This window comes from Aeromonas sp. sif2433, from assembly GCF_019218705.1.
In the GTDB taxonomy this organism is placed as follows: domain Bacteria; phylum Pseudomonadota; class Gammaproteobacteria; order Enterobacterales; family Aeromonadaceae; genus Aeromonas; species Aeromonas encheleia.
On the sequence record NZ_JAHUXD010000003.1, the window covers coordinates 99,100 to 118,749 of the forward strand.

General features: G+C 61.4%; 20 protein-coding genes and 1 pseudogene. 7 read left to right on the forward strand and 14 right to left on the reverse strand.

The features are described from left to right. Positions 1-66: 66 nt before the first annotated feature. Genes KW825_RS05830 through zur form a run of 3 tightly spaced genes read right to left on the reverse strand, consistent with a single transcriptional unit; the run spans position 67 to position 1,209 of the window. Positions 67-294 (reverse strand): hypothetical protein, encoded by a 228-nt coding sequence (locus tag KW825_RS05830; RefSeq protein WP_042652082.1) that lies wholly within the window; start codon positions 292-294, stop codon positions 67-69. A gap of 5 nt (positions 295-299) precedes the next feature. After that, positions 300-761 carry a chemotaxis protein CheX gene (locus KW825_RS05835; RefSeq protein WP_042652081.1) on the reverse strand — a complete coding sequence of 154 codons (462 nt, stop codon included), beginning with the start codon at positions 759-761 and terminating at the stop codon, positions 300-302. Then, the gene (gene zur / locus KW825_RS05840; RefSeq protein WP_042652080.1) at positions 751-1,209 is read right to left on the reverse strand and encodes a zinc uptake transcriptional repressor Zur; all 459 of its coding nucleotides are present in this window, start codon (positions 1,207-1,209) and stop codon (positions 751-753) included. Before zur ends, KW825_RS05835 begins: the two co-directional genes overlap by 11 nt. A gap of 137 nt (positions 1,210-1,346) precedes the next feature. Between zur and dusA the strand changes: the two genes are divergently transcribed. Both dusA and KW825_RS05850 read left to right on the forward strand, forming a co-directional pair. Continuing rightward, on the forward strand, positions 1,347-2,333 hold the full coding sequence (dusA, locus tag KW825_RS05845) for a tRNA dihydrouridine(20/20a) synthase DusA (RefSeq protein WP_218291163.1): 987 nt from the start codon (positions 1,347-1,349) through the stop codon (positions 2,331-2,333). Between the two features lie 3 nt (positions 2,334-2,336). Continuing rightward, positions 2,337-2,486 carry a hypothetical protein gene (locus KW825_RS05850; RefSeq protein WP_218328608.1) on the forward strand — a complete coding sequence of 50 codons (150 nt, stop codon included), beginning with the start codon at positions 2,337-2,339 and terminating at the stop codon, positions 2,484-2,486. A gap of 96 nt (positions 2,487-2,582) precedes the next feature. Here the strand turns inward: KW825_RS05850 and KW825_RS05855 are convergent, their stop codons facing one another. Together KW825_RS05855 and hupA are read right to left on the reverse strand one after the other, a co-directional pair. Continuing rightward, positions 2,583-3,008: a hypothetical protein gene (locus KW825_RS05855; protein ID WP_042652078.1), complete on the reverse strand. Its 426-nt coding sequence runs from the start codon at positions 3,006-3,008 to the stop codon at positions 2,583-2,585. A gap of 114 nt (positions 3,009-3,122) precedes the next feature. Then, positions 3,123-3,395 carry a nucleoid-associated protein HU-alpha gene (gene hupA / locus KW825_RS05860; protein ID WP_005305063.1) on the reverse strand — a complete coding sequence of 91 codons (273 nt, stop codon included), beginning with the start codon at positions 3,393-3,395 and terminating at the stop codon, positions 3,123-3,125. 341 nt (positions 3,396-3,736) lie between these two features. On the opposite strand from hupA, the gene KW825_RS05865 reads away from it, so the two are divergent. After that, positions 3,737-4,219, forward strand: a complete 483-nt coding sequence (locus KW825_RS05865; protein WP_042652077.1) for an Rsd/AlgQ family anti-sigma factor — start codon at positions 3,737-3,739, stop codon at positions 4,217-4,219. Positions 4,220-4,321: 102 nt separating this feature from the next. After that, on the forward strand, positions 4,322-4,702 hold the full coding sequence (locus KW825_RS05870; RefSeq protein ID WP_042652198.1) for a PilZ domain-containing protein: 381 nt from the start codon (positions 4,322-4,324) through the stop codon (positions 4,700-4,702). A gap of 79 nt (positions 4,703-4,781) precedes the next feature. Here the strand turns inward: KW825_RS05870 and radA are convergent, their stop codons facing one another. Further along, positions 4,782-6,146, reverse strand: coding sequence for a DNA repair protein RadA (gene radA, locus KW825_RS05875; RefSeq protein WP_218328609.1), 1,365 nt, complete (start codon positions 6,144-6,146; stop codon positions 4,782-4,784). Between the two features lie 100 nt (positions 6,147-6,246). Here radA and KW825_RS05880 point away from each other — a divergent pair, with 100 nt between their 5' ends. Continuing rightward, the gene (locus KW825_RS05880; RefSeq protein WP_218328610.1) at positions 6,247-8,622 is read left to right on the forward strand and encodes a PilZ domain-containing protein; all 2,376 of its coding nucleotides are present in this window, start codon (positions 6,247-6,249) and stop codon (positions 8,620-8,622) included. A 46-nt stretch (positions 8,623-8,668) separates the two neighbouring features. Here the strand turns inward: KW825_RS05880 and KW825_RS05885 are convergent, their stop codons facing one another. Next, positions 8,669-9,574 (reverse strand): alpha/beta fold hydrolase, encoded by a 906-nt coding sequence (locus KW825_RS05885; protein WP_218328611.1) that lies wholly within the window; start codon positions 9,572-9,574, stop codon positions 8,669-8,671. A gap of 29 nt (positions 9,575-9,603) precedes the next feature. Next, positions 9,604-10,608 carry a phosphoserine phosphatase SerB gene (serB, locus tag KW825_RS05890; protein ID WP_218328612.1) on the reverse strand — a complete coding sequence of 335 codons (1,005 nt, stop codon included), beginning with the start codon at positions 10,606-10,608 and terminating at the stop codon, positions 9,604-9,606. Positions 10,609-10,729: 121 nt separating this feature from the next. Between serB and KW825_RS05895 the strand changes: the two genes are divergently transcribed. Next, the gene (locus tag KW825_RS05895; RefSeq protein ID WP_218328776.1) at positions 10,730-11,368 is read left to right on the forward strand and encodes an AhpA/YtjB family protein; all 639 of its coding nucleotides are present in this window, start codon (positions 10,730-10,732) and stop codon (positions 11,366-11,368) included. Positions 11,369-11,651: 283 nt separating this feature from the next. Here KW825_RS05895 and KW825_RS05900 read toward each other — a convergent pair whose 3' ends face one another. Continuing rightward, positions 11,652-12,593, reverse strand: a complete 942-nt coding sequence (locus tag KW825_RS05900; RefSeq protein ID WP_218328613.1) for a DUF2950 domain-containing protein — start codon at positions 12,591-12,593, stop codon at positions 11,652-11,654. Next, positions 12,593-14,281 (reverse strand): DUF3300 domain-containing protein, encoded by a 1,689-nt coding sequence (locus KW825_RS05905; protein WP_218328614.1) that lies wholly within the window; start codon positions 14,279-14,281, stop codon positions 12,593-12,595. Before KW825_RS05905 ends, KW825_RS05900 begins: the two co-directional genes overlap by 1 nt. A gap of 319 nt (positions 14,282-14,600) precedes the next feature. On the opposite strand from KW825_RS05905, the pseudogene KW825_RS05910 reads away from it, so the two are divergent. After that, positions 14,601-15,011: pseudogene (locus KW825_RS05910) on the forward strand (IS5 family transposase); the annotation flags it as partial. A 346-nt stretch (positions 15,012-15,357) separates the two neighbouring features. On the opposite strand, the gene deoD reads toward KW825_RS05910, so the two are convergent. The 4 genes from deoD to deoC form a co-directional block, all read right to left on the reverse strand. Then, a complete protein-coding gene (deoD, locus tag KW825_RS05915; protein ID WP_042652069.1) occupies positions 15,358-16,071 on the reverse strand; it encodes a purine-nucleoside phosphorylase in 714 nt (237 codons plus the stop codon). Between the two features lie 149 nt (positions 16,072-16,220). After that, positions 16,221-17,429 (reverse strand): phosphopentomutase, encoded by a 1,209-nt coding sequence (locus KW825_RS05920; protein WP_218328616.1) that lies wholly within the window; start codon positions 17,427-17,429, stop codon positions 16,221-16,223. 14 nt (positions 17,430-17,443) lie between these two features. Continuing rightward, positions 17,444-18,775, reverse strand: a complete 1,332-nt coding sequence (gene deoA / locus KW825_RS05925) for a thymidine phosphorylase (RefSeq protein WP_218328617.1) — start codon at positions 18,773-18,775, stop codon at positions 17,444-17,446. Between the two features lie 85 nt (positions 18,776-18,860). After that, positions 18,861-19,634 carry a deoxyribose-phosphate aldolase gene (deoC, locus tag KW825_RS05930; RefSeq protein ID WP_218328618.1) on the reverse strand — a complete coding sequence of 258 codons (774 nt, stop codon included), beginning with the start codon at positions 19,632-19,634 and terminating at the stop codon, positions 18,861-18,863. Positions 19,635-19,650: the final 16 nt, after the last annotated feature.

Below are 19,650 nucleotides of genomic sequence, written 5' to 3' on the forward strand. Positions count from 1 at the left end.
CAGCATCTGCTGGCCTCTCTGTTTTTGTGTGATTACCGGGGCGCTGCCCTGGTACGGGACATGGAGCTAGAGCACGGATGCCGGCTTGGGTCTGCCCTCCAGTCCATACCAATGCTGCTCCACCCGACCGGCATGCCACTGGAAGGTGCCCCAGGGCCGGTCTGCCTGCCAGCGCGGAAAGCTGATCAGCACGCTGTTGTCTTCATACTTGTAGATCGAGGTGTTGATCTGGATATCGGACAGGATCAGCAGCAGGACGCCACCGATGAAACTCCATTTCAGCGCTTTCCACATGATGGTTACTCGAAGCAGATTTCGATGGTGGCACGGCCGTAGTCAGAATCGAACGGCATCATGATCTTGGCACCATCTGCCCTGTGGGTGATGGTGTGGTTGGGACCCGAGACGATGATCGGGGTCGCCATGTCAAACTCGTAGCCCTTCTCCCCCAGCATGCGCTTGGCGCCGCCGGTCACCATGTTGGTGATCTCGCCCACCATGTCGGTCACCTCCTCATTGAGGGTGGCCGGTGCCTCCCCCAGCATGCGGCGCATGATCTCGAGCGCCAGCCCCTTCTCGAAGCTGATGGAGAGCGAACCCCTGGTCTGCGGGCCCACCATGCCGATGAGACCGGAGACATCCCCTCGTGCCAGCTCATCCGTCTTGCGCTTGGGGGCGCCCGGCTTGAGTTCCAGCTGTGCCATGGTGGAGAGCACGTTGAGCAGGGAGAGCAGGAACGGGTTTACAAAATCAGCCTTCATCTTGACTTCCTACGGTGGACGAACAGCGAGCGCATTGACCATGAGCCTCTATGGTCTTGTTGGTAATAGTAAAACCATGCAGGTGAGCCTGCTCGGAAAAGGCGCCGTCGATGGCCGGATCATGCAGCTCGACCACCTCCCCGCAGCGATCGCAGATCAGCAACTGCATGGGATGGGCATGGTCGAAATGGCAGCAGAAGATGAAGGCGTTGAGGGACTCGACCTTGTGGGCGAAACCCTGCTCGAGCAGAAAGTCGAGCGCCCGGTAGACGGTCGGGGGCTTGGCATGGGCCTCGGTCTGCTGCAGCTGGGCCAGCAGATCGTAGGCGCTGATGGCGTTGCCGTGGGCGGCAAGCAGCCGCAAAACCTGGCGCCGGGTCGGGGTAAACCGGATCCCGCGTTGCTCGCAGAGGCGTTCCGCTCGTTGTAAAAGTTGGTCTTGATTCATGATCACACAGTCACCCTGTCAATTAGCCGGATACTATCACAGGGCCCCAGGTGGCGCGGCGACAAAATTCATTTTCTGGGGCCGTCTCACGTTGTGGTAGAATCCGGCCCCTTGTTTTGCCAACCCGGATGATTTTTATGCAGGCGCAGCGCTTTTCCATCGCCCCCATGCTGGACTGGACCGATCGGCATTGCCGTTATTTCCACCGTCTGATGACCCGCCAGACACTGCTCTACACCGAGATGGTGACCACGGGCGCCATCATCCATGGCAAGGGCGATTATCTGGGTTACAGCGAGCAGGAGCACCCCATCGCCCTGCAGCTCGGGGGCAGCAACCCGGCCGATCTGGCCCGCTGCGCCAAGCTGGCGGAGGAGCGCGGTTATGACGAGATCAACCTCAACGTGGGCTGCCCGTCCGATCGGGTCCAGAACGGCCGCTTCGGCGCCTGCCTGATGGGTGAACCGACCCTGGTCGCCGATTGCGTCAAGGCGATGCGCGATGTGGTGAGCATTCCGGTGACGGTCAAGACCCGGATCGGCATCGACGAGCAGGATTCCTACGAATTCTTGCAAGCCTTCATCGAGCAGGTGCGCGACGCCGGCTGCGAGACCTTCATCGTCCACGCCCGCAAGGCCTGGCTGAGCGGCCTGAGCCCGCGTGAGAACCGCGAGATCCCGCCACTCGACTACCCGCGTGTCTATCGGGTCAAGCAGGATTATGCCGACCTGACCATAGCCCTCAACGGGGGTGTGACCAGCCTGGAGCAGACCCTGGAGCACCTGCAGCATGTGGACGGGGTCATGATGGGGCGTGAGGCCTATCAGAATCCCTATCTGCTGGCCCAAGTGGACAGCCAGGTATTCGGCCTGGGCGGTGAGCTGCCGAGCCGCCACGAGGTGGTACGGATGATGCTGCCCTACATGGAGTCGGAGCTGGCCAAGGGCAACTACCTCTCCCACATGACCCGTCACATGCTCGGCCTGTTCCAGAACATGCAGGGCGCCCGCGCCTGGCGTCGCCACCTGAGCGAGAACGCCTGCAAACCGGGCGCTGATATCCAGGTGGTGCTGGATGCCATGGCCAAGGTACCCGAGTTCGCCAGCCCGCTGACGGTGGAGTAAGCCATGTATCGCTTCACCGGCTCCTGGCTGCACAAGGCGCTGGTGCGCCTCTGCGCCGGCCTGCTTGCCATCCTCGGCATCAAGCTCACCGCCTTCTACCTGCTCGGGCTGGTGCTCGTGCTGGGACTGCACAAGGATCAGCTGCTGGGCTAGCAGCCACCACACTCATGCCGATGAGCCATGAAAAAGCCGGAACAGGAGATGTTCCGGCTTTTTTATATCGATTTTATAGGGATCGCGGCGCCCTGATTACTCGCTCAGATCCACAAACTGCAGCTCGGGGGGCGACGAGGTCAGCACGTCGGCGCAGTAGTCCCAGGTCGAGATGCGATAGTGCTGCAGATCCTCGTCCAGATGCAGGCCATCGGACTCCTGATGGAACCAGCTGGCGAAGCGGGACGGGATGATCAGCTGGATTTGCTCCTCGATGGTATGACTGTCCCGGCCTTCCGCCAGGTCGCAATCCTCCATCACCCGCACGGCGAAGATGTGGCGGAAACTGACCCGGCAGAGCGGCTGCGGTGGCAGGTCGATACTGCGCGCGCGGCCCAGCATGACGGTCAGGGTGTCACTCCAGATATCCTGATGCAGCTCGGCCACGACCAGGCCGGGGGGAAGCTGGCGGGACGGTGCCCAAGGCACGGCCACCTGCCGAATGGCATTCTTCTGTTCCATCATCCACCTCACTACAGCGCATGCCATATTCTGAGTGTATCCGAAACAAATTAGGCTGACGATGGCAAGAAAAAACCCGGCGGGAGCCGGGTTTCATTCGATAACTTTACGCCCTTACTTTACGGCGTCTTTCAGCGCCTTGCCTGCCACAAAGGACGGCACATTGGCGGCTGCAATCTGGATCTCTTTACCAGTTTGCGGGTTGCGGCCGGTGCGGCCTGCGCGATGGTTTACCTTGAAGGTACCAAAACCCACCAACTGAACGGCATCGCCCTCTTTCAGACTCTGGGTAATACCATTGATGATCTCTTCCAGAGCCACTTTGGCCTGAGCTTTGCTCAGGTCTGCTTTGGCGGCAATTGCATCGACAAGTTGAGCTTTGTTCATAACATTTCCTTTATGATCGGGCATTTAGCACCGGGCCACTCTATTCAAAAAAAAACACTCAGGCAAAGGCTTTATCAGCCGGATTGGCTTGAATGCTGGGGTTTTCATCAAGATCTGCGGAAATAGTCACATATCTCGCCCTCTCATCATCATTCATGACCAGAAAGCGGCGAGCAAGTGATGAGGGCTTGTACCCGAAGCCCCATCTGATGTAACAATATCCCCACACTCCTATTGACGGTCAACCGTATTTTCCCTAGTTATAGGGGGTGTCGTCAGTCGATGAGAATGACCGGAGGCATGCAGCCATAGCGCCGCATGTCCATGCCCATGGAGGGACTATGTTAACTGAACTGGAACAAACCAAGCGCGCGTTGGCAGGCAAGCACAGGGCGATCGATGACTGGCTGGATGCCAGGCAGGCGTTGCTGGTCGAGTACATGCGATTGGCCGGGCTCATGCCCGCCAGATCCAAGCAGCGATCCCTCCCCGGTCACGTCGACTTGCAGCGCTTCTGCGAGCAACTGGTCGACTATGTCAGCGCCGGTCACTTCGAGATCTACAACCACGTGGTCACCGCCTTCGAGCAGGCCAGCGGCGACAAACTGGAACTGGCCAAGCGCATCTATCCCCACATCCGGGCCTGCACCGAGTTCGCCCTGGAATTCAACGATAAATACAGCAACGCCGACGAGGCCCAGTTACTGCTGCTCGATGAGGATCTGAACCAGTTGGGCCCCGTGCTGGAGGACAGGTTCAAGCAGGAAGACCGGCTGGTCAAGGCATTGCAAGTGGTCGAGTCCCTCAGCCACCCGCAACCCTGATGCTCAATACCGGAGCCACCTCAAGGTCCTGATGAACAAGCTGCATTACACTTTGGAGCATGATTTGTTAGCACTGCGTCCAAACGCAGACCGGAGATGAGCATGCCCGAGCGCCGCCACTTTACCAGGATCTTCTATTTGACCGCGGCCAGCCTGGTGCAGGGCCAGCGCCAATGGCCGACCCAGCTGATCGACGTGTCCCTGCAAGGCGCCCTGCTGCTCAGACCCGAAGCCTGGTCTGGCAGCGACGACAAGGAGTATGAGCTCAGCTTCGTGCTGAGCGGCAGTGACATAGTGATCAGGATGCAGGTAGAGCTGACCCACGAGGCCAGCAAGAAGCTGGGATTCTACTGCCACCACATCGACATCGACAGCGCCAGCCACCTGAAGCGGATGATCGAGCTGAACGTGGGGGAGGAGCAGTTGCTGTATCGCGAGCTGGAACAACTGCTGGAAGAGCACCAGGAGCACGCTCAGCCCTAGCCTAGGATAAGCCACGAAAAAGGAGCGCCGATGCGCTCCTTTTTGTTGTCTGCTTGCCATTCTATGGATCGCACTCTCTTTAGAGGGCTTCCAGCGCATCCGCCAGCTTCTTCACCGGCACCACTTCCATCCCTTCGATGGGATGCTTGGGGGCGTTGGCATAGGGGACTATGGCACGGCGGAAGCCATGCTTGGCAGCCTCTTGCAGCCGCTCCTGACCGGACGGTACCGGCCGGATCTCGCCAGACAGCCCCACCTCGCCGAACACCACCAGATCCTTGGGCAGGGCCTGATCCCGGAAACTGGAGACCATGGCCAGCAGCAACGCCAGATCCGCACTGGTCTCCTCGACCTTGACCCCGCCGACCACGTTGATGAAGACGTCCTGATCCGCCATCTGCAGGCCGCCGTGACGGTGCAGGACCGCCAGCAGCATGGCGAGGCGGTTGTGATCCATCCCCACCGCCACCCTCCGCGGGTTGGAAACCTGGGAGTAGTCCACCAGCGCCTGCAACTCCACCAGCAGCGGGCGGGTGCCCTCCCAGATCACCATCACGATGGAGCCCGGGGCCTGCTCGTCACCGCGGCTCAGGAAGATGGCGGAGGGGTTGCTCACCTCCTTCATCCCCTGCCCCGTCATGGCGAACACGCCGAGCTCGTTGACCGCGCCGAACCGGTTCTTGTGGGAGCGCAGGGTCCGAAAGCGCGAGTCGTGGGCACCGTCCAGCAGCACAGAGCAGTCGACGCAGTGCTCCAGCACCTTGGGACCGGCCAGGGTACCGTCCTTGGTGACATGACCCACCATGAAGATGGCGACGTGATTCTGCTTGGCATAGCGGGTGAGCAGGGCCGCCGACTCCCGCACCTGGGAGACGGAGCCGGGGGATGACGGCACATCCGCCACATGCATCACCTGGATGGAGTCGATGACCATGATCTGCGGCTGCTCCTGCTGGGCGATGATGCAGATCTGCTCCACGCTGGTCTCGGACAACATACGCAGCTTGTCGGTGGGCAGCCCCAGCCGGCTGGCACGCATCGCCACCTGTTGCAGGGATTCCTCCCCGGTCACATACAGGGTCTTCATCCGCTCGGCCAGGCCACACATGGTCTGCAGCAGCAGCGTCGATTTGCCTGCCCCCGGGTTGCCGCCGATGAGGATGGCCGAACCGGGCACCACACCGCCGCCCAGCACCCGATCCAGCTCCTTGAAGCCCGAACCGAAGCGGGGGATCTCGGTGGTCGCGACCTCGGCCAGGGTCTGTACCTGGCTGCCGATGGCGCCGGCATAGCCGGTGTAGCGGGCACTCTTGCCAGGGGTAGTGACGCCCAGCCGGACCTCGGTGATGGTGTTCCACTCCTTGCACTCGCCACACTGACCTTGCCAGCGAGAGAAGTCGGCTCCACATTCGGTACAAACATAGGCAGTTTTGTTTTTGGCCATGGATAACTCGGGGACAGGATGAATTCCTGCTTGATATACTTGTTTGCGACCGACAGATCAAACCCAGAATCGGAAAAGTGACTTTCCGCGGCAGGAATACATGGATTCAGAACAACCACTACACCTGATAGAACAACTCGTCCCCCTGCTCAGAGAAAAGGATTTCGATGAGCTCTTCACACGCCTGACCCAGAACGAAAACACCAACAGCCGTTTCCTGCTCAAGATGGAGATCAAGCGCAAGTGCACCCCCTGCCGGCGGGTGATCGACATGCGCAATGAGCTGAGCGAACTCTGTGTGGTGTACGAGTTCGAGGGGGTCACCCACTTCATGCCTGCCGAGGCCATCGAGCTGTTTCAGTCCCAGTGCTACCTCTACCGCGACAGCTATACCCTGGGGGTCTACGAGACACTGCACGACTGGTACAAGCATCATCAGGGCAAGGGCGAGAGCCTCGCCCTGCCCGCCAGCCCGTTCAGTCCCTTCGATGTCAGCGCCATCCCCTTTGCCAGCCACTACGGCCGACAGGAGGAGCGGATGCATTTCAGCTCCCCCATGCAGCTCAGGTTGGCCGACGGAGAGAAGCTGCTCGCCAAGAGCTCGGATATCTCACTCGGCGGGATCCGGGTCTCGGTGCCCTATCTGCCCAGCTACCAGACCGGCGAACAGATCGAGGTCCTCTTCACCGGCCTGGAGCGTGAGCATGCCAACCCCATGCTGCGCCAGCCCATCAGCTACCAGATCCTGGGGGAGGAGCGCAAGGAGGGCAAGTTCTGGCTGCGACTGGTGAAGAGCGGCGAACACCCCGCCTTTGACCGCTTCCTCGGCGAGTTCATCGAGCATAACCGCAGCCGTTACCGGGTCAGCGTCGACTACCTGCTGTCGGCAGCCGTCATCAAGGGGTATGAGCAGTTCTACCTGCCACGCATGACCGGCATGCCGCTCTTCTTTGGCACGGGACAGAGCCCCGCCCTGGAGATAGCCCTGCGCACCGAGAACAACCAGCACGTGCTGGAGTACTGGCGGGATGCCAAGAACCGCGACATGCTCGCCAGCCTGTTCGGCGCGACCCGCATGCAGGCGCTGTTGCCGGCCAAAGGGGGACTGCGCGAGACCCTGATCTACAGCTTCACCCATTCGGTCCGCAGCCACCTCTACTTCTTCTCGGCCACCCGGGAGGAGCTGCAGCAAAGCGGCCTGACCGCCCTGTTCTTCCAGGTCGGGGCGCGTCGCCCGAGCTGGCGCGTCTACAAGTTCAGCCTGGAGGCGTGCGCCCTGCATGAGGCCGATCTCGACAACCAGCAGGCCGGGGAGCCGCATCAGTTACAAGATCTGCTGCTGCGCGAGCGGCTCCAGCAAATCGGCCATGTTGGCCTGCTGCAGGAGATCGGGCTCGACCAGCAGCGCGAAGAGTTTCGCTACGACGCCAGCCAATCCCACAACGCCAACGATCTGCAGCGCTTCGGTCACGACGTCAGCGCCGCCCCCTTCGAGATAGAGACGCTGCACTACGTACAGCTGCGCAAGGAGGCACGCTACGTCCACAAGACGGCGATCGTGATCCGCCACCAGGAGCGTGCCTGGATTGGCTGGACCCGCGACATCTCGGCCCATGGCATGCAAGTCGAGCTGGAGGCGCCCTTCGTCGGGGAGAAGGGGGATATCATCCAGGTCGCCCTGCCGCGGCTGCAGGATCTGGCCAAGAGCATGGATCTGCAACGCCTCCCCTACCGGCTGGTCAGCCTCAATTTGAGCCGCACCGTGCTGCACCTGTGCATCGAAGGGGAGCCGGCGCGCCACATTGGCCATCACTTCTTCAGCCTGCTTATCGAGAGCAACCAGAACAAACTCAAGACCACCAGGGAGCACAGGCGCTACCGCGGCATGGCGCGGGCGCTGCGCAATATCTTCACCCACCACATCTTCGACACGCCGGTCTATATCAATAAGCTCAAGGGGGCGCCCAGGCCGGCCGCGGTGGGCCTGGCACCCCGGCCACGCAGCCTGTCCAGGCTGTTGCACGCCTGCGCCGAGCAAGACGAGCAGGCCAACCTCTATCCCCTGTTTCAGGGGGGGCTGCTCAAGACCCTGCTGCTCGAGCCGTTGCGCACCATCGAGCGGGAAGACAAGCCAAAGGAGGCGGAAGTCTACATCGCCTGCCTGCGCTCGCAGGGGGGCGCCCCCCTGTTTCGTAGCCGGCTGGCCAGCAGCTTCCCGTCGGCGGAGGAGAAGCGCCGCTTCGTCGAGCTGGCGCTGCAGCAGGGGGAGTTCTATTCGGTGCTGGTCGGCATCTCCCGCACCGGCCGCCCGGACACCAGCTTCATCGCCAACGAACTGGACTACATCGCCAAGTTCGCCATTCACAAGGCCAAGAAGCTGGAAGAGGAGCTGTGGAGCGTGATGGGGGTGGGCGAGCTGACCGATACCAGTCAGGCCACCCTGTTCCGGCTTGGCATCACGCCGCCGGCGGGATGAGAAGAGGGCGGCCCCAGAGGGCCGCCCTTTTTGTTCCTGTCCCATCTCAGGCCGCCTGCGGGTTGCTCAGCCAGGCGAGGATCTGCGGGAAGTGATCCTCCTGTGCCTGGGGGGCCGTCAGCATGTTGATGTGGTCATAATCGAGCCGGTTGCCATTGTCCAGGCCAAGCCGGGTGTGACGGGTAGCCGAGCCCATCTCGGTGCTGAAACGGCGCACATCTATCGGGTGACCCAACACCTTGTCGGCCCGGGCCGAGATCATCCAGAGCGGTGGCCACTGCACCCGGCTCGCCGCCTCGTCATAGGCGAAGCCATCGTGGGGATCCTGCCAGGGCCCGCACTTCACCCAGGGGATAGTCTCCTGCAGGTAGCGCAGGGGCTCGTCATCCGCCCCCATCTTCAGCTTGCGCGCCGCCAGGAAGCCGGTGTTACGCGCCAGCCAGGGAGCCAGCCTGTTCCAGATCAGATCCACCTTCAGCCAGCGCTCCGGGTTCTGCACCGACACGCCCCGCTTGGTGCCAAAGAACACCAGGCTGGCGATCTGATCGGCCAGCGCCGGGAAACGCGCCAGGGTCGAGGCCATGAGGACCCCGCCCCAGGAGTGCGCCATCCAGTGCACCCTGGCACCGGCATGACGGGCCGCCACCCAGTGCTGCAGCGCGGGCAGATCCTCGGTGATCAATTCATGCTGGCCATGCCCTGCCTGCTCGGCGATGGCCGGGGTACTCAGGCCCCGGCCGCGCAGATCGGCCACATAGACCTGATAGCCGTGCCGGGCCAGGAAACAGGCCAGCCCCTTGCCAGATTCGGTGTAGAAGATGCGGCCGTTCTCGATGGCGCCGTGCACCATCAGGATGGGCTCGGCATGCACCGCCACACCCGGTCGGATGTGGCGCACATGCAGCCGATGCTCGCCGCAGGGGATAAACAGGGATTGTTGTAACAGTTTCATCTTGTTGTCAGGTCCTCCTTGACCCTGGTTCAATTCCAGCGGCGCTCGCGACAGGCGATGGCCCCGAGCAGGCAGAGCACCCCTTCCAGATCATGATGATTGAGGGTGGCGGCCGCCTGGGCCCGCACCAGCGGCTTGGCGTGGATGGCGATGCCGAGTCCGGCGACGGCCATCATCTTGAGATCGTTGGCCCCGTCGCCGACGGCCACCGTCTGGGCCGGCCGGATGCCATGATCTGTCGCCAGCCGTTGCAGCACCTCGGCCTTGACGGCGGCGTCCACTATGCGACCACTCACTCGCCCGGTCAGACGATCGTCCTCGGTGGCCAGCTCGTTGGCGAAGATGGCATCCAGTCCCAGTGCCTGCTGCAATTCGCCGGCGAAGCGGGTGAAACCACCGGAGGCGATCGCCACCTTCCAGCCCGCCTGCTTGAGGGTATCGACCATCAGCTGCAGGCCCGGCATCCAGGGCATAACCGCGGCCACCTCATCGAGAATGGCGACCGGGGCGCCCTCCAGCAGGGCGACCCGGCTGCGCAGGCTGTCGGCAAACTCCAGCTTGCCCTGCATGGCCGCCGCGGTCACGGCGGAGACCTGCTCTCCCACCCCGGCCAGGCGGGCGATCTCGTCGATGCACTCGATCCGGATGGCGGTGGAGTCCATGTCCATCACTAGCAGACCCGGCTCGCTCAGGGTGGGCAACGCGGGCAGATGGCAGAGATCGATGTCCCACTCCTGCGCCTTGAGGGCCTGCACCAGCTCGGGGGAGAAACGGTCCGTACCGAGCAGCAGCAAGGGGATGCCGGCCTGTTCCCCGGCGGGGTAGAGGCTAGTCTCGATCCCCTTGTTCGCCAGCAAGGTCGCCAGACGGCTCAGATGGCGGGGCCCGAGATCCTGGCCAAACAGGACTATCCAGGCACCATCATGGGACCGGGTCGCGGGCAGCAGGGCTTCGGCGGTCAGCTGCCAGCATGGGGCGCCACAGAGGGCGGCGGGCCAATCGGACAGGGCGGGGGGAAGCTGGGACAACAACATAGGGGTGACGCCTTCCTTGGAGAGCAGGGGGTTTAGGGTGCTGGCCCAGAGTAGCGTATTGCTTTTTGTACAGGCAAGCGCCAAGATCCGGCCACTGCTCATCACCACGAGGCTCAGCGCTTTGCGTCATCTCCCCATCAAACGTGTTATCAGCCTAGCGGCCGGGAGCCTGCTCGGCCTCTGGGTGCTGGGCCTGCTTATTCACATGCAGGGGGAGAGCCAAGCTGCGCTGCACAGCGAGGCCCGCGATCGGGCCCAGGCCCTGGTGGCCTACGCCGCCCGCGACATGAGACGCTGGATCAAGGAGGACAAGGAGAGCGAGCTGGAGCGACTGGCTCAGGATCTGGCCGCCGAGCCCGAGATCCTCGATGTCACCCTCTATGATGCGCGCGGCATTCCCCTCGCCCAGTCGGATCAGGCCGTGCCACTGGAGAGCCTGTTGCCCATCGGGGCCGACAACAAGTCACTGCCGGAGCAGGGCAAGGGCCGCATCCAGTTCGTGCAGGAGATCCAGGATGACAACCTGACCCTCGGCTACCTGCGCATCACGCTGGAGGAGCAGAAACTCCTGGCCCAGCAGGATATCCGCCTCAAGATAAGCCAGGAGAAACAGCGCCTGATGCTGCTGGTGATGCTGCTGGCGGGTCTGCTCATCTCTTATGGGGTGCGCCGCAACTACATGCGGGTGCGCAAGCACAAGAAGAAGAGCGCCCAGACGGCGGCGCCCAACGAGCACGCCCCGCCGCCCGGGATCGAATAGCGTCAGTCCGAGACGACTTCACAGGATCCATCCCAGCCTCGACACACAGCACCGTACGCATCCCCTTTCTTGCCGTTCACCGTAACGGTCTGCTGGAACTCACGGCAGTAACGGCCATTGTTGCTTGACCACGACACTTTTCTGTTGGCCGACGACGGGACCGGCTGGCCTAAACGCCAGAGCGCAACGCGGGGCCGACCGGCCCCGCATCACCTCATGTGATCTCAATAACGCCGCTCTCGGCCCATGCTATTTGCCAAGATTCTATGGTAGGTAAAGAGCCCTAATCACCCTCTTTGCTAACCACCAGCGACCAGCTCTTATCGGGATCGAACAGCTGGATCGCCTCAACGACAGTTGCCGTGTCGGCCCCTAGATCCTTTTGATAAACCCGCCCCTCGTGATTCACCATGAAGGTCATCACCCCACTGTTGGCATAATCGGCTGGCCAAGCGATCAGGGCGACACCGTCTCTTAATTCCCCTTCGACAAAGTACTCTTTCCTCCCCCCATTGGCAGCGGCTCCTTGGGCATACAAGATACGGTAGTAGTAGCCATGATAGGGTGTGCGTTGATCGACCACGGCCTTGTAGCCCTCTGCCGCGGCACTGACGACCTCCTCTCCGGCCGGGCTTGCTGGTTCACCCTTGCCCACAGGCCAATAGAGTCCATTTTGTTGTCCTGCATCACTACGCAGTTTTGCCGCAAAGAGTCCCGCTGTTTGGCCATCATGCCCCACGGCGGCGTACTCTATCTGCGCGTCGATAAAGCCACGGCACACCGCAATCGCCCCCAACTCATTCCGACCGATGCGGCGATAGACGATCTCTTTGGCACCTGTGGCGCCATCGAGATACCACTTGCCATTTGCGGCCACGAGGGGGATTGGCAGTGGCCAATCCGACTCCCCCACGACCAGTATCATTTTATCCTTACCTTCGGCCACCAGTTGGTGCTTGCTCTTGAAGCTCGCGACGAAGGCGGCGCGATCATTGGCATCGGCCACCTCATCCCCCGAGGTGATGGCCTCCTCACTATTTTCGCCGAGTAACAGCGTCAGTGCGGTGACATCGTTTCGCTCCAAGACCGTGATCAGGGCCTGCACCGCCTCATCCGGGGTGGCGAAGGTGCGCTGTGCCATGGCGCTTGCGTCGCTGGCGCAGGTCAGGGCTAGCAGGGCCAAACCCCATGAGGGGGCCCAACTCCATTTCAACAAACGCTTCATTATCGCGTACTCCGTCTGGGTTGAGTTGTGCGCCCGGTACGCGCGCTACTAGCCACACTTTCGCGCCCACGTTGGCTGGCGGCGCGCTCGGTTCTGCCCGTATTCTGTACCCCTTGGAAGGCACTCTTTGAGGCAGCAGGTGCTCTGCGTGTTGCAGTCTGTGCTGCGCTCTTGCTGTGAGTGGCGCGTGGTTGGACATAGCCGCGATCACGCGTTCCAGCGGTCTGTGGCGTGATTTGCTGCCGCTTGACCTTGTCCCCTGCGTAGTTGCCCTGGCGCGGCGTGCGTTGGGCCACATTCGCCTCCCTACTCACCTGTCTCGCGTCGCGTGTCGCGTTGGTGTTGCCGCTTTTGGGTTGGCGGTTGGCTCCCGCATAGCTCCCCTTCGGCGTGGTTGCGCGAGCCTCCCTGTTCACCTCATTGACAGCGCGTGGTGCACCGGCGTATTCGCTGTTAGGTTGGCGATTGGCCCCCGCATAACTCCCTTTCGGTGTGGCATCTCGTTGGCGCCCCCCTGCCTCGTTATTCAGCGAGCGTTGTTCCAAGTTAGCCAGCTCAGCACGCTGGGGGCGAGCCGCCGTGATGGGGCTGTCGGCTTGGCGCATGTAGTTATTGGGGCCGCGCTCAAACTTATTGAAGTAATCATCCCCCTTGGCGTTGATATAGATATTGTTGTTAGAGCCCCGCTGATAGTTGGCCGGACGGTTGTACCCATTGGCGGGACGAAAACCATTGCCATAGTTGGGGTTATAACGATAGGGAGCGTAACCGCCGGGATAATCAGATCCCCACCGCGGGTAATAATAATCGCCCTCATCATCATCGTCGTTGAAGACCTCGTTGACCAACATGCCCGCACCAAAGGCGAGCAAGCCCGTCAAGACCATATCATCGCGGTCGTATTCATCCTCGTTATCGTTGTCGTTATCATCATTTTCTACCACTGTCGTTGTCGCAGGCGCGGTCGTTGTCGTGGTTCCTGTGGTCACCGCTGCTGGGGCTGGCCCGGCAGCTGGCGCGCTATAGACGGCGGTTGGGTCGTATTGCGGGACGTAAACGACGTCAGGGTTGGCCGGTGCAATGGTGACGATCTGCTGATTGTTCTGTTCATCCTTGGCCACTTTCATCTGCTCTGAGTCTTTCAGGTTGCCCACCTCCATCGCCTGTTGGCGCAGGCGCTGAACGGCTGCCAGTACGCCCGGTTCATCGGCCAGGAAGGCACTGCCCAGCTCGGTCGTCCACTCCATCTTCAAGCACATCATGTCCATGACGGTCGGGAAGTGCATCAGCGACATGGTTGGCGGCGTAAAGCCCAGCGGCGCAATGGCGGCGGTCAGCTCTTTCCCTTTGAGATTGGGGTGGGCGACTAGCCAGTTGCCGGCATCGAGCACCTCTTGCGGATTGGTGGCGCTGGCCAACACCTGAGCCAATACCGCATCAGGGTAAAGCGCTACGGGTGCAAGCAGGGTCTCGAGAGCCTCCGGGGTATATTTCGAGGCTGGTGCGTTAACGGGCTGCGCTTGCGGTGCGACCGCAGGGCTGGCAGCGCTGGTTGTGCTGGCAGCAGAGGCTACGCTGGGCTGAACATTTTGCGTGACGGCAGGCGGCTCCTCTTTGCAGGCAGCCAATACCGTGCTGAGGGCGAGCACTGCCGCCAACGCGCTACGGCGAAATAGGGGTTGCTTCATGATCTTGCTTCCTTTTGCTGGAGTGGCTGATGCACCTCTTGCCTGATGATTTCCACAAATGTTGTATCTCATTGCATTCAATGCGGGCGTCTCATACCGAAAACATAAACCACTAATCGAGATCACACCCAAAACCGGCTGAAAAGGCGTGAAAAATTCATTTGCTTCTGTCTCAAGCTACGCCTGAACACCTTAGGGGCTGTCGTCATTAGCTGGTTGAATTGCGTACAACCCCACCCTCTTAGCAGCTGCATCCAACTATCAGATGACTATTCCTGCTCATCGCCGCCACTATATCTCCGACCATGCATGGACTCTGCTTGGCCGGGTAAAAAGGGGGCTGAACAGCAAGATCCATTTGGCAGCTGATGCGCATGGAATGCCAAGATGCATCGTCACCTCTGGAACGACAGCAGATTGCACCCAGGCGTCGGCCTTGATTGAGGGTCTGAAAGCCGCGTATTTACTGGCTGACCGGGGTGATGACACCAATGCCCTGATAGCGCAGGCAGCGTCTCGGAGAATGGTGGTGGTGATCCCGTCCAAGCGTAATCGTAAGGAACAGCGGGAGCACGACAGGGAGGTTTATAAGGCAAGGCATAGAGTGGAAAATGTCTTTCTGCACCTGAAGCAATGGCGAGGCATTGCCACGAGGTATGCGAAGAACGCGGCCTCATTTGTGGCAATTGTGCAGCTTAGTTGCGCACCGTTATGGGCTGTCATCTTATGACGACAACCCCCAGGTTGTGATGCTGTTTGTTGCGGCGCCCTCCTGCCATCCGCCGCCAACAGCTCCTGCCAGGCCATCAGCACGGCCAGCACGGCCAGCACGGCCAGCACGAGGGAAAGTATTGCCTTAATGAGGAGATTCACTCTTTTTGTAACCTGAACCTCTATATGGGGTTAGGTGAGAGCATAGGTGGCGATCTGGCGCTCCTCTTCCCATCGTCGATCAACATGATCATCGTCTCGCCAACGCCCCCGCCGGGGACAAAAACCGGGGAAACGGCCGACCATCGGCCATAAAAAAACGGCGACCCGAGGTCGCCGTTTTGTCTGGAGCCGAAGCTGCGAGATCAGTCACCCAGCAGCACGGAGTCCAGCGCGATTTCGATCATGTCGTTGAAGGTCAGCTGACGCTCTTCGGAGGTAGTCTGCTCACCGGTACGGATATGGTCGGAGACGGTGCAGATGGTCAGTGCCTTGGCACCGTACTCTGCGGCCACGCCGTAGATGCCGGCGGCTTCCATCTCGACACCCAGGATGCCGTATTTTTCCATGACGTCGAACATGGAGGGATCCGGGGTGTAGAACAGGTCGGCGGAGAAGATGTTGCCCACTCGCACGGCGACGCCCTTGTTCTTGGCGGCTTGCACGGCGTTGGCAACCAGGTCGAAGTCGGCGATGGCGGCGAAGTCGTGATCCTTGAAGCGCAGACGGTTGACCTTGGAATCGGTGCAGGCACCCATGCCGATCACCACGTCACGCAGTTTCACGTCTTCACGCACGGCACCGCAGGAGCCCACACGGATCAGGGTCTTCACGCCGTAGTCGGTGATCAGCTCTTTGGCATAGATGGAGCAGGACGGGATGCCCATGCCGTGGCCCATGACGGAGATGCGACGACCCTTGTAGGTGCCGGTGAAGCCGAGCATGCTGCGCACGTCACACACCTGCTCGACGTTCTCCAGGAAGGTTTCGGCGATGTACTTGGCACGCAGGGGGTCGCCCGGCATCAGCACTGTGTCAGCAAAGGCGCCATCTTTTGCATTGATATGAGGAGTTGCCATTCTCTTAATTCCTTCACACTAGGTTGAGTTTTATTGTCTTTATTGGGTTGCCCGTCGCCTTGGCGACGGGCGGGTAAATTACAAGAAGCGAGTACCGCTGTGCAACCTGGGCAGGCCCTGCATCCACGATGCGCTGCCCAGGGTCGGCATCACAGGAAGCTGGTGCCGTACTGCAACTTGGGCAGACCGTGGTAGGCCGCGATGCTCTGACCGATGTCGGCAAAGGTCTCGCGACGACCGACACTGCCCGCCTTGACCGGCTTGCCGTAGAACAGCACCGGAATGTACTCACGGGTGTGATCGGTACCGTTCCAGGTCGGGTCACAGCCGTGGTCGGCGGTCAGCACCACAACGTCGCCATCCTGCAGTATCTCGAACAGCTCCGGCAGGCGGGAGTCGAAATACTCCAGCGCATCGGCGTAGCCCTTGACGTCACGACGGTGGCCGTAGGAGGAGTCGAAGTCGACGAAGTTGGTGAAGACGATGGTGTTGTCACCGGCGGCCTTCACCTCTTCCAGAGTTCTGTCCCACAGCTCGGTCAGGCCGGTGCCTTTCACCTGCTTGGTGATGCCCTGGTTGGCATAGATGTCGGCGATCTTGCCGATGGAGACCACCTGGCCACCCGCCTCTTTCATGTAGTCCAGCACGGTCGGCGCCGGCGGCAGTACCGAGTAGTCGTGACGGTTGCCGGTGCGCTTGAAGTTGCCCTTGCCGCTGCCCACGAACGGACGGGCGATGACGCGGCCTATGTTGTAGGGCTCCAGCAGCTCACGCACTATGTGGCACAGCTCGTACAGCTTCTCGAGGCCATAGGTCTCTTCGTGGCAGGCGATCTGGAACACGGAGTCGGCAGAGGTGTAGAGGATCGGCTTGCCGGTGCGCATGTGCTCCTCGCCCAGATCGTCCAGCACCTGGGTGCCGGAGGCGTGGCAGTTGCCCAGGTAGCCCGGCAGGCCCGCCTTCTCGACGATGGCGTCCAACAGCTCCTGCGGGAAGCTGTTGTGGTGATCGTGGAAGTAACCCCACTCGAACAGCACGGGTACGCCGGCGATCTCCCAGTGGCCGGACGGAGTGTCCTTGCCGGAGGAGAGCTCCTGGGCGAAGCCGTAGGCACCGACCACCTCGATATCTTTCTTCAAGCCGGCCGGGAAGTAGCCGGAAGCCTGCTCCCCTGCGTGGCCCAGACCCAGCTTGTTGAGGTTCGGCAGATGGAGGGCGCCACGGCCTTCGATCTCACCGGCGGCGCAGGCCTTGGCGATATGGCCAAGGGTGTTGGCGCCCACATCTCCGAACTTCTCGGCATCGGCGGCGGCGCCAATACCGAAGGAGTCCATCATCAGAATAAAGGTACGTTTCATGGGTCTTCCCCTTGTTACAAATCGGCCAGACCGATGCGACGGTAAACCTCGGGCAGTGCCTCTGGTCGGGTGTCACCGATCTTGACGGCTGCCTGCACCATGCGGGCGGCCTCGGCAAATTGAGCTTCTGTCTGAGCGTGGATCAGCGCGAGCGGCTTGTCAGCCTCGACGCTCTGCCCCAGGCGGATAAAGTCGGTCAGACCGACCGCATAATCGAGCTTGTCCCCGGCGGCACGGCGACCACCGCCCATGGCGACCACGGCCAGGCCCAGTTCACGGGTATCCATGGCGGTCACGAAACCGGTCTGCGCCGCATACACGGGGCGCACTATGCCGGCCTTGGGCAGGTAGCTGTCGTAACGCTCCATGAAGTCCGCAGGGCCACCGAGGCCGGTGACCATGCGACCGAAGATCTCGGCGGCCTTGCCGTTGTCCAGCACCGCCTGCAGCTTGGCACGGGCGTCCTGTTCATCGCTAGCCAGGTTGGCGGAGATCAGCATCTCGGCACAGAGCGCCATGGTCACTTCGTGGATGCGCGGGTTGCGGTACTCACCGGTCAGGTAGCGCACCGCCTCACGTACTTCCAGCCCATTGCCGGCGCTGGAGGCCAGCACCTGGTTCATGTCGGTCAGGAGCGCCGAGGTGCGGCAACCGGCACCGTTGGCCACCGCCACTATGCTTTTTGCCAGCTCCTCAGATGCCTCAAACGTCGGCATGAAGGCGCCTGAACCCACCTTGACGTCCATCACCAAGGCTTCCAGCCCGGAGGCGAGCTTCTTGGAGAGGATGGAGCCGGTGATCATGGCGATGGATTCGACGGTGGCGGTGATGTCACGCACCGCGTAGATGCGCTTGTCAGCCGGGGCCAGATCGCCGGTCTGACCGATGATGGCCACGCCGGCTTCCTTCACCACTTTCAGGAAGCGATCGTTGTCGACCGAGGTCTGGTAGCCGGGGATGGCGTCCAGCTTGTCCAGGGTGCCGCCGGTGTGACCCAGGCCACGACCGGAGATCATCGGCACGAAGCCACCGCAGGCGGCGACCATGGGGCCGAGCATCAGGGAGACGACATCACCCACCCCACCGGTGGAGTGCTTGTCGACGATGGGGCCACCCAGGTTGAGGTGGTCCCAGTTCAGCACCATGCCGGAGTCGCGCATGGCACAGGTCAGGGCCACCCGCTCATCCATGGTCATGTCTTTGAAGTAGACCGCCATGGCGAGTGCCGCGATCTGGCCTTCACCGATGCTGTTGTTGGTAATGCCCTGGACGAAGAATTGAATCTCTTGGGTACTGAGCGCTTCACCGTTGCGCTTCTTGCGAATAATTTCTTGAGGCAAAAACATCTTTCATTCCCTCCGCGCGTCATGCACGCATACAGGCCGAACAGGATTCCTTGAAAGGGGACGGCTCGCCGCCCCCTGACACCGCTTAGTAACCGCTGGTATTGGCCGGCTTGTCGCCGTGGCCCAGGGTCGCCAGCAGGCTGGCCAGCAGGCTGGAGGCGCCGAAGCGGAAGGTGCGCGGGGAAACCCAGTCTTTGCCCAGGATCTCTTCGGCCATGGCGAGGTACTGACCGGCCACGGCCGCGTCCTTCACGCCACCCGCCGGCTTGAAGCCGACTTTCGGGTTCTTGGCCTTGATCACTTCCATCATGATGCGCGCCGCTTCCGGAGTCGCATTGACCGGCACCTTGCCGGTGGAGGTCTTGATGAAGTCGGCACCGGCATCGATGCAGATCTCGGAGGCACGGCGGATCAGCGCGGCATCCTTCAGCTCGCCGGTCTCGATGATCACCTTCAGCAGTACGTCAGCGCCACAGGCTTCCTTACAAGCTTTGACCAGATCGAAGCCGACCTGTTCATTGCCCGCCATGAAGGCACGGTAGGGGAACACCACGTCCACCTCGTCGGCACCATAGGCGACGGCGGCACGGGTCTCGGCCACGGCGATCGCGATGTCGTCGTTGCCATGGGGGAAATTGGTCACGGTCGCGATGCGCACATCGGCGGCACCGATCTCACGCAGGGTCTTGCGCGCGATGGGGATGAAGCGGGGATAGATGCAGACGGCGGCGGTCAGGCCGGCCGGGGACTTGGCCTTGCGGCACAGATCGATCACCTTCTGATCGGTGTCGTCATCGTTCAGGGTGGTCAGGTCCATCAGGTTCAGGGCGCGTTGGGCGGCCAGTTTCAGATCAGTCATGCTATGTCTCCAAAGT

Bases quoted from the DNA above. Each gene is read 5' to 3' on its own strand.
- KW825_RS05880 (WP_218328610.1), top strand. From the start codon at position 6,247: ATGGATTCAGAACAACCACTACACCTGATAGAACAACTCGTCCCCCTG.
- radA (WP_218328609.1), bottom strand. From the start codon at position 6,146: ATGGCCAAAAACAAAACTGCCTATGTTTGTACCGAATGTGGAGCCGAC.
- KW825_RS05885 (WP_218328611.1), bottom strand. From the start codon at position 9,574: ATGAAACTGTTACAACAATCCCTGTTTATCCCCTGCGGCGAGCATCGG.
- KW825_RS05920 (WP_218328616.1), bottom strand. From the start codon at position 17,429: ATGAAACGTACCTTTATTCTGATGATGGACTCCTTCGGTATTGGCGCC.
- dusA (WP_218291163.1), top strand. From the start codon at position 1,347: ATGCAGGCGCAGCGCTTTTCCATCGCCCCCATGCTGGACTGGACCGAT.
- KW825_RS05900 (WP_218328613.1), bottom strand. From the start codon at position 12,593: ATGAAGCGTTTGTTGAAATGGAGTTGGGCCCCCTCATGGGGTTTGGCC.
- deoA (WP_218328617.1), bottom strand. From the start codon at position 18,775: ATGTTTTTGCCTCAAGAAATTATTCGCAAGAAGCGCAACGGTGAAGCG.
- zur (WP_042652080.1), bottom strand. From the start codon at position 1,209: ATGAATCAAGACCAACTTTTACAACGAGCGGAACGCCTCTGCGAGCAA.
- hupA (WP_005305063.1), bottom strand. From the start codon at position 3,395: ATGAACAAAGCTCAACTTGTCGATGCAATTGCCGCCAAAGCAGACCTG.
- KW825_RS05850 (WP_218328608.1), top strand. From the start codon at position 2,337: ATGTATCGCTTCACCGGCTCCTGGCTGCACAAGGCGCTGGTGCGCCTC.
- KW825_RS05855 (WP_042652078.1), bottom strand. From the start codon at position 3,008: ATGGAACAGAAGAATGCCATTCGGCAGGTGGCCGTGCCTTGGGCACCG.
- KW825_RS05865 (WP_042652077.1), top strand. From the start codon at position 3,737: ATGTTAACTGAACTGGAACAAACCAAGCGCGCGTTGGCAGGCAAGCAC.
- deoC (WP_218328618.1), bottom strand. From the start codon at position 19,634: ATGACTGATCTGAAACTGGCCGCCCAACGCGCCCTGAACCTGATGGAC.
- deoD (WP_042652069.1), bottom strand. From the start codon at position 16,071: ATGGCAACTCCTCATATCAATGCAAAAGATGGCGCCTTTGCTGACACA.
- KW825_RS05835 (WP_042652081.1), bottom strand. From the start codon at position 761: ATGAAGGCTGATTTTGTAAACCCGTTCCTGCTCTCCCTGCTCAACGTG.
- KW825_RS05905 (WP_218328614.1), bottom strand. From the start codon at position 14,281: ATGAAGCAACCCCTATTTCGCCGTAGCGCGTTGGCGGCAGTGCTCGCC.
- KW825_RS05870 (WP_042652198.1), top strand. From the start codon at position 4,322: ATGCCCGAGCGCCGCCACTTTACCAGGATCTTCTATTTGACCGCGGCC.
- serB (WP_218328612.1), bottom strand. From the start codon at position 10,608: ATGTTGTTGTCCCAGCTTCCCCCCGCCCTGTCCGATTGGCCCGCCGCC.
- KW825_RS05830 (WP_042652082.1), bottom strand. From the start codon at position 294: ATGTGGAAAGCGCTGAAATGGAGTTTCATCGGTGGCGTCCTGCTGCTG.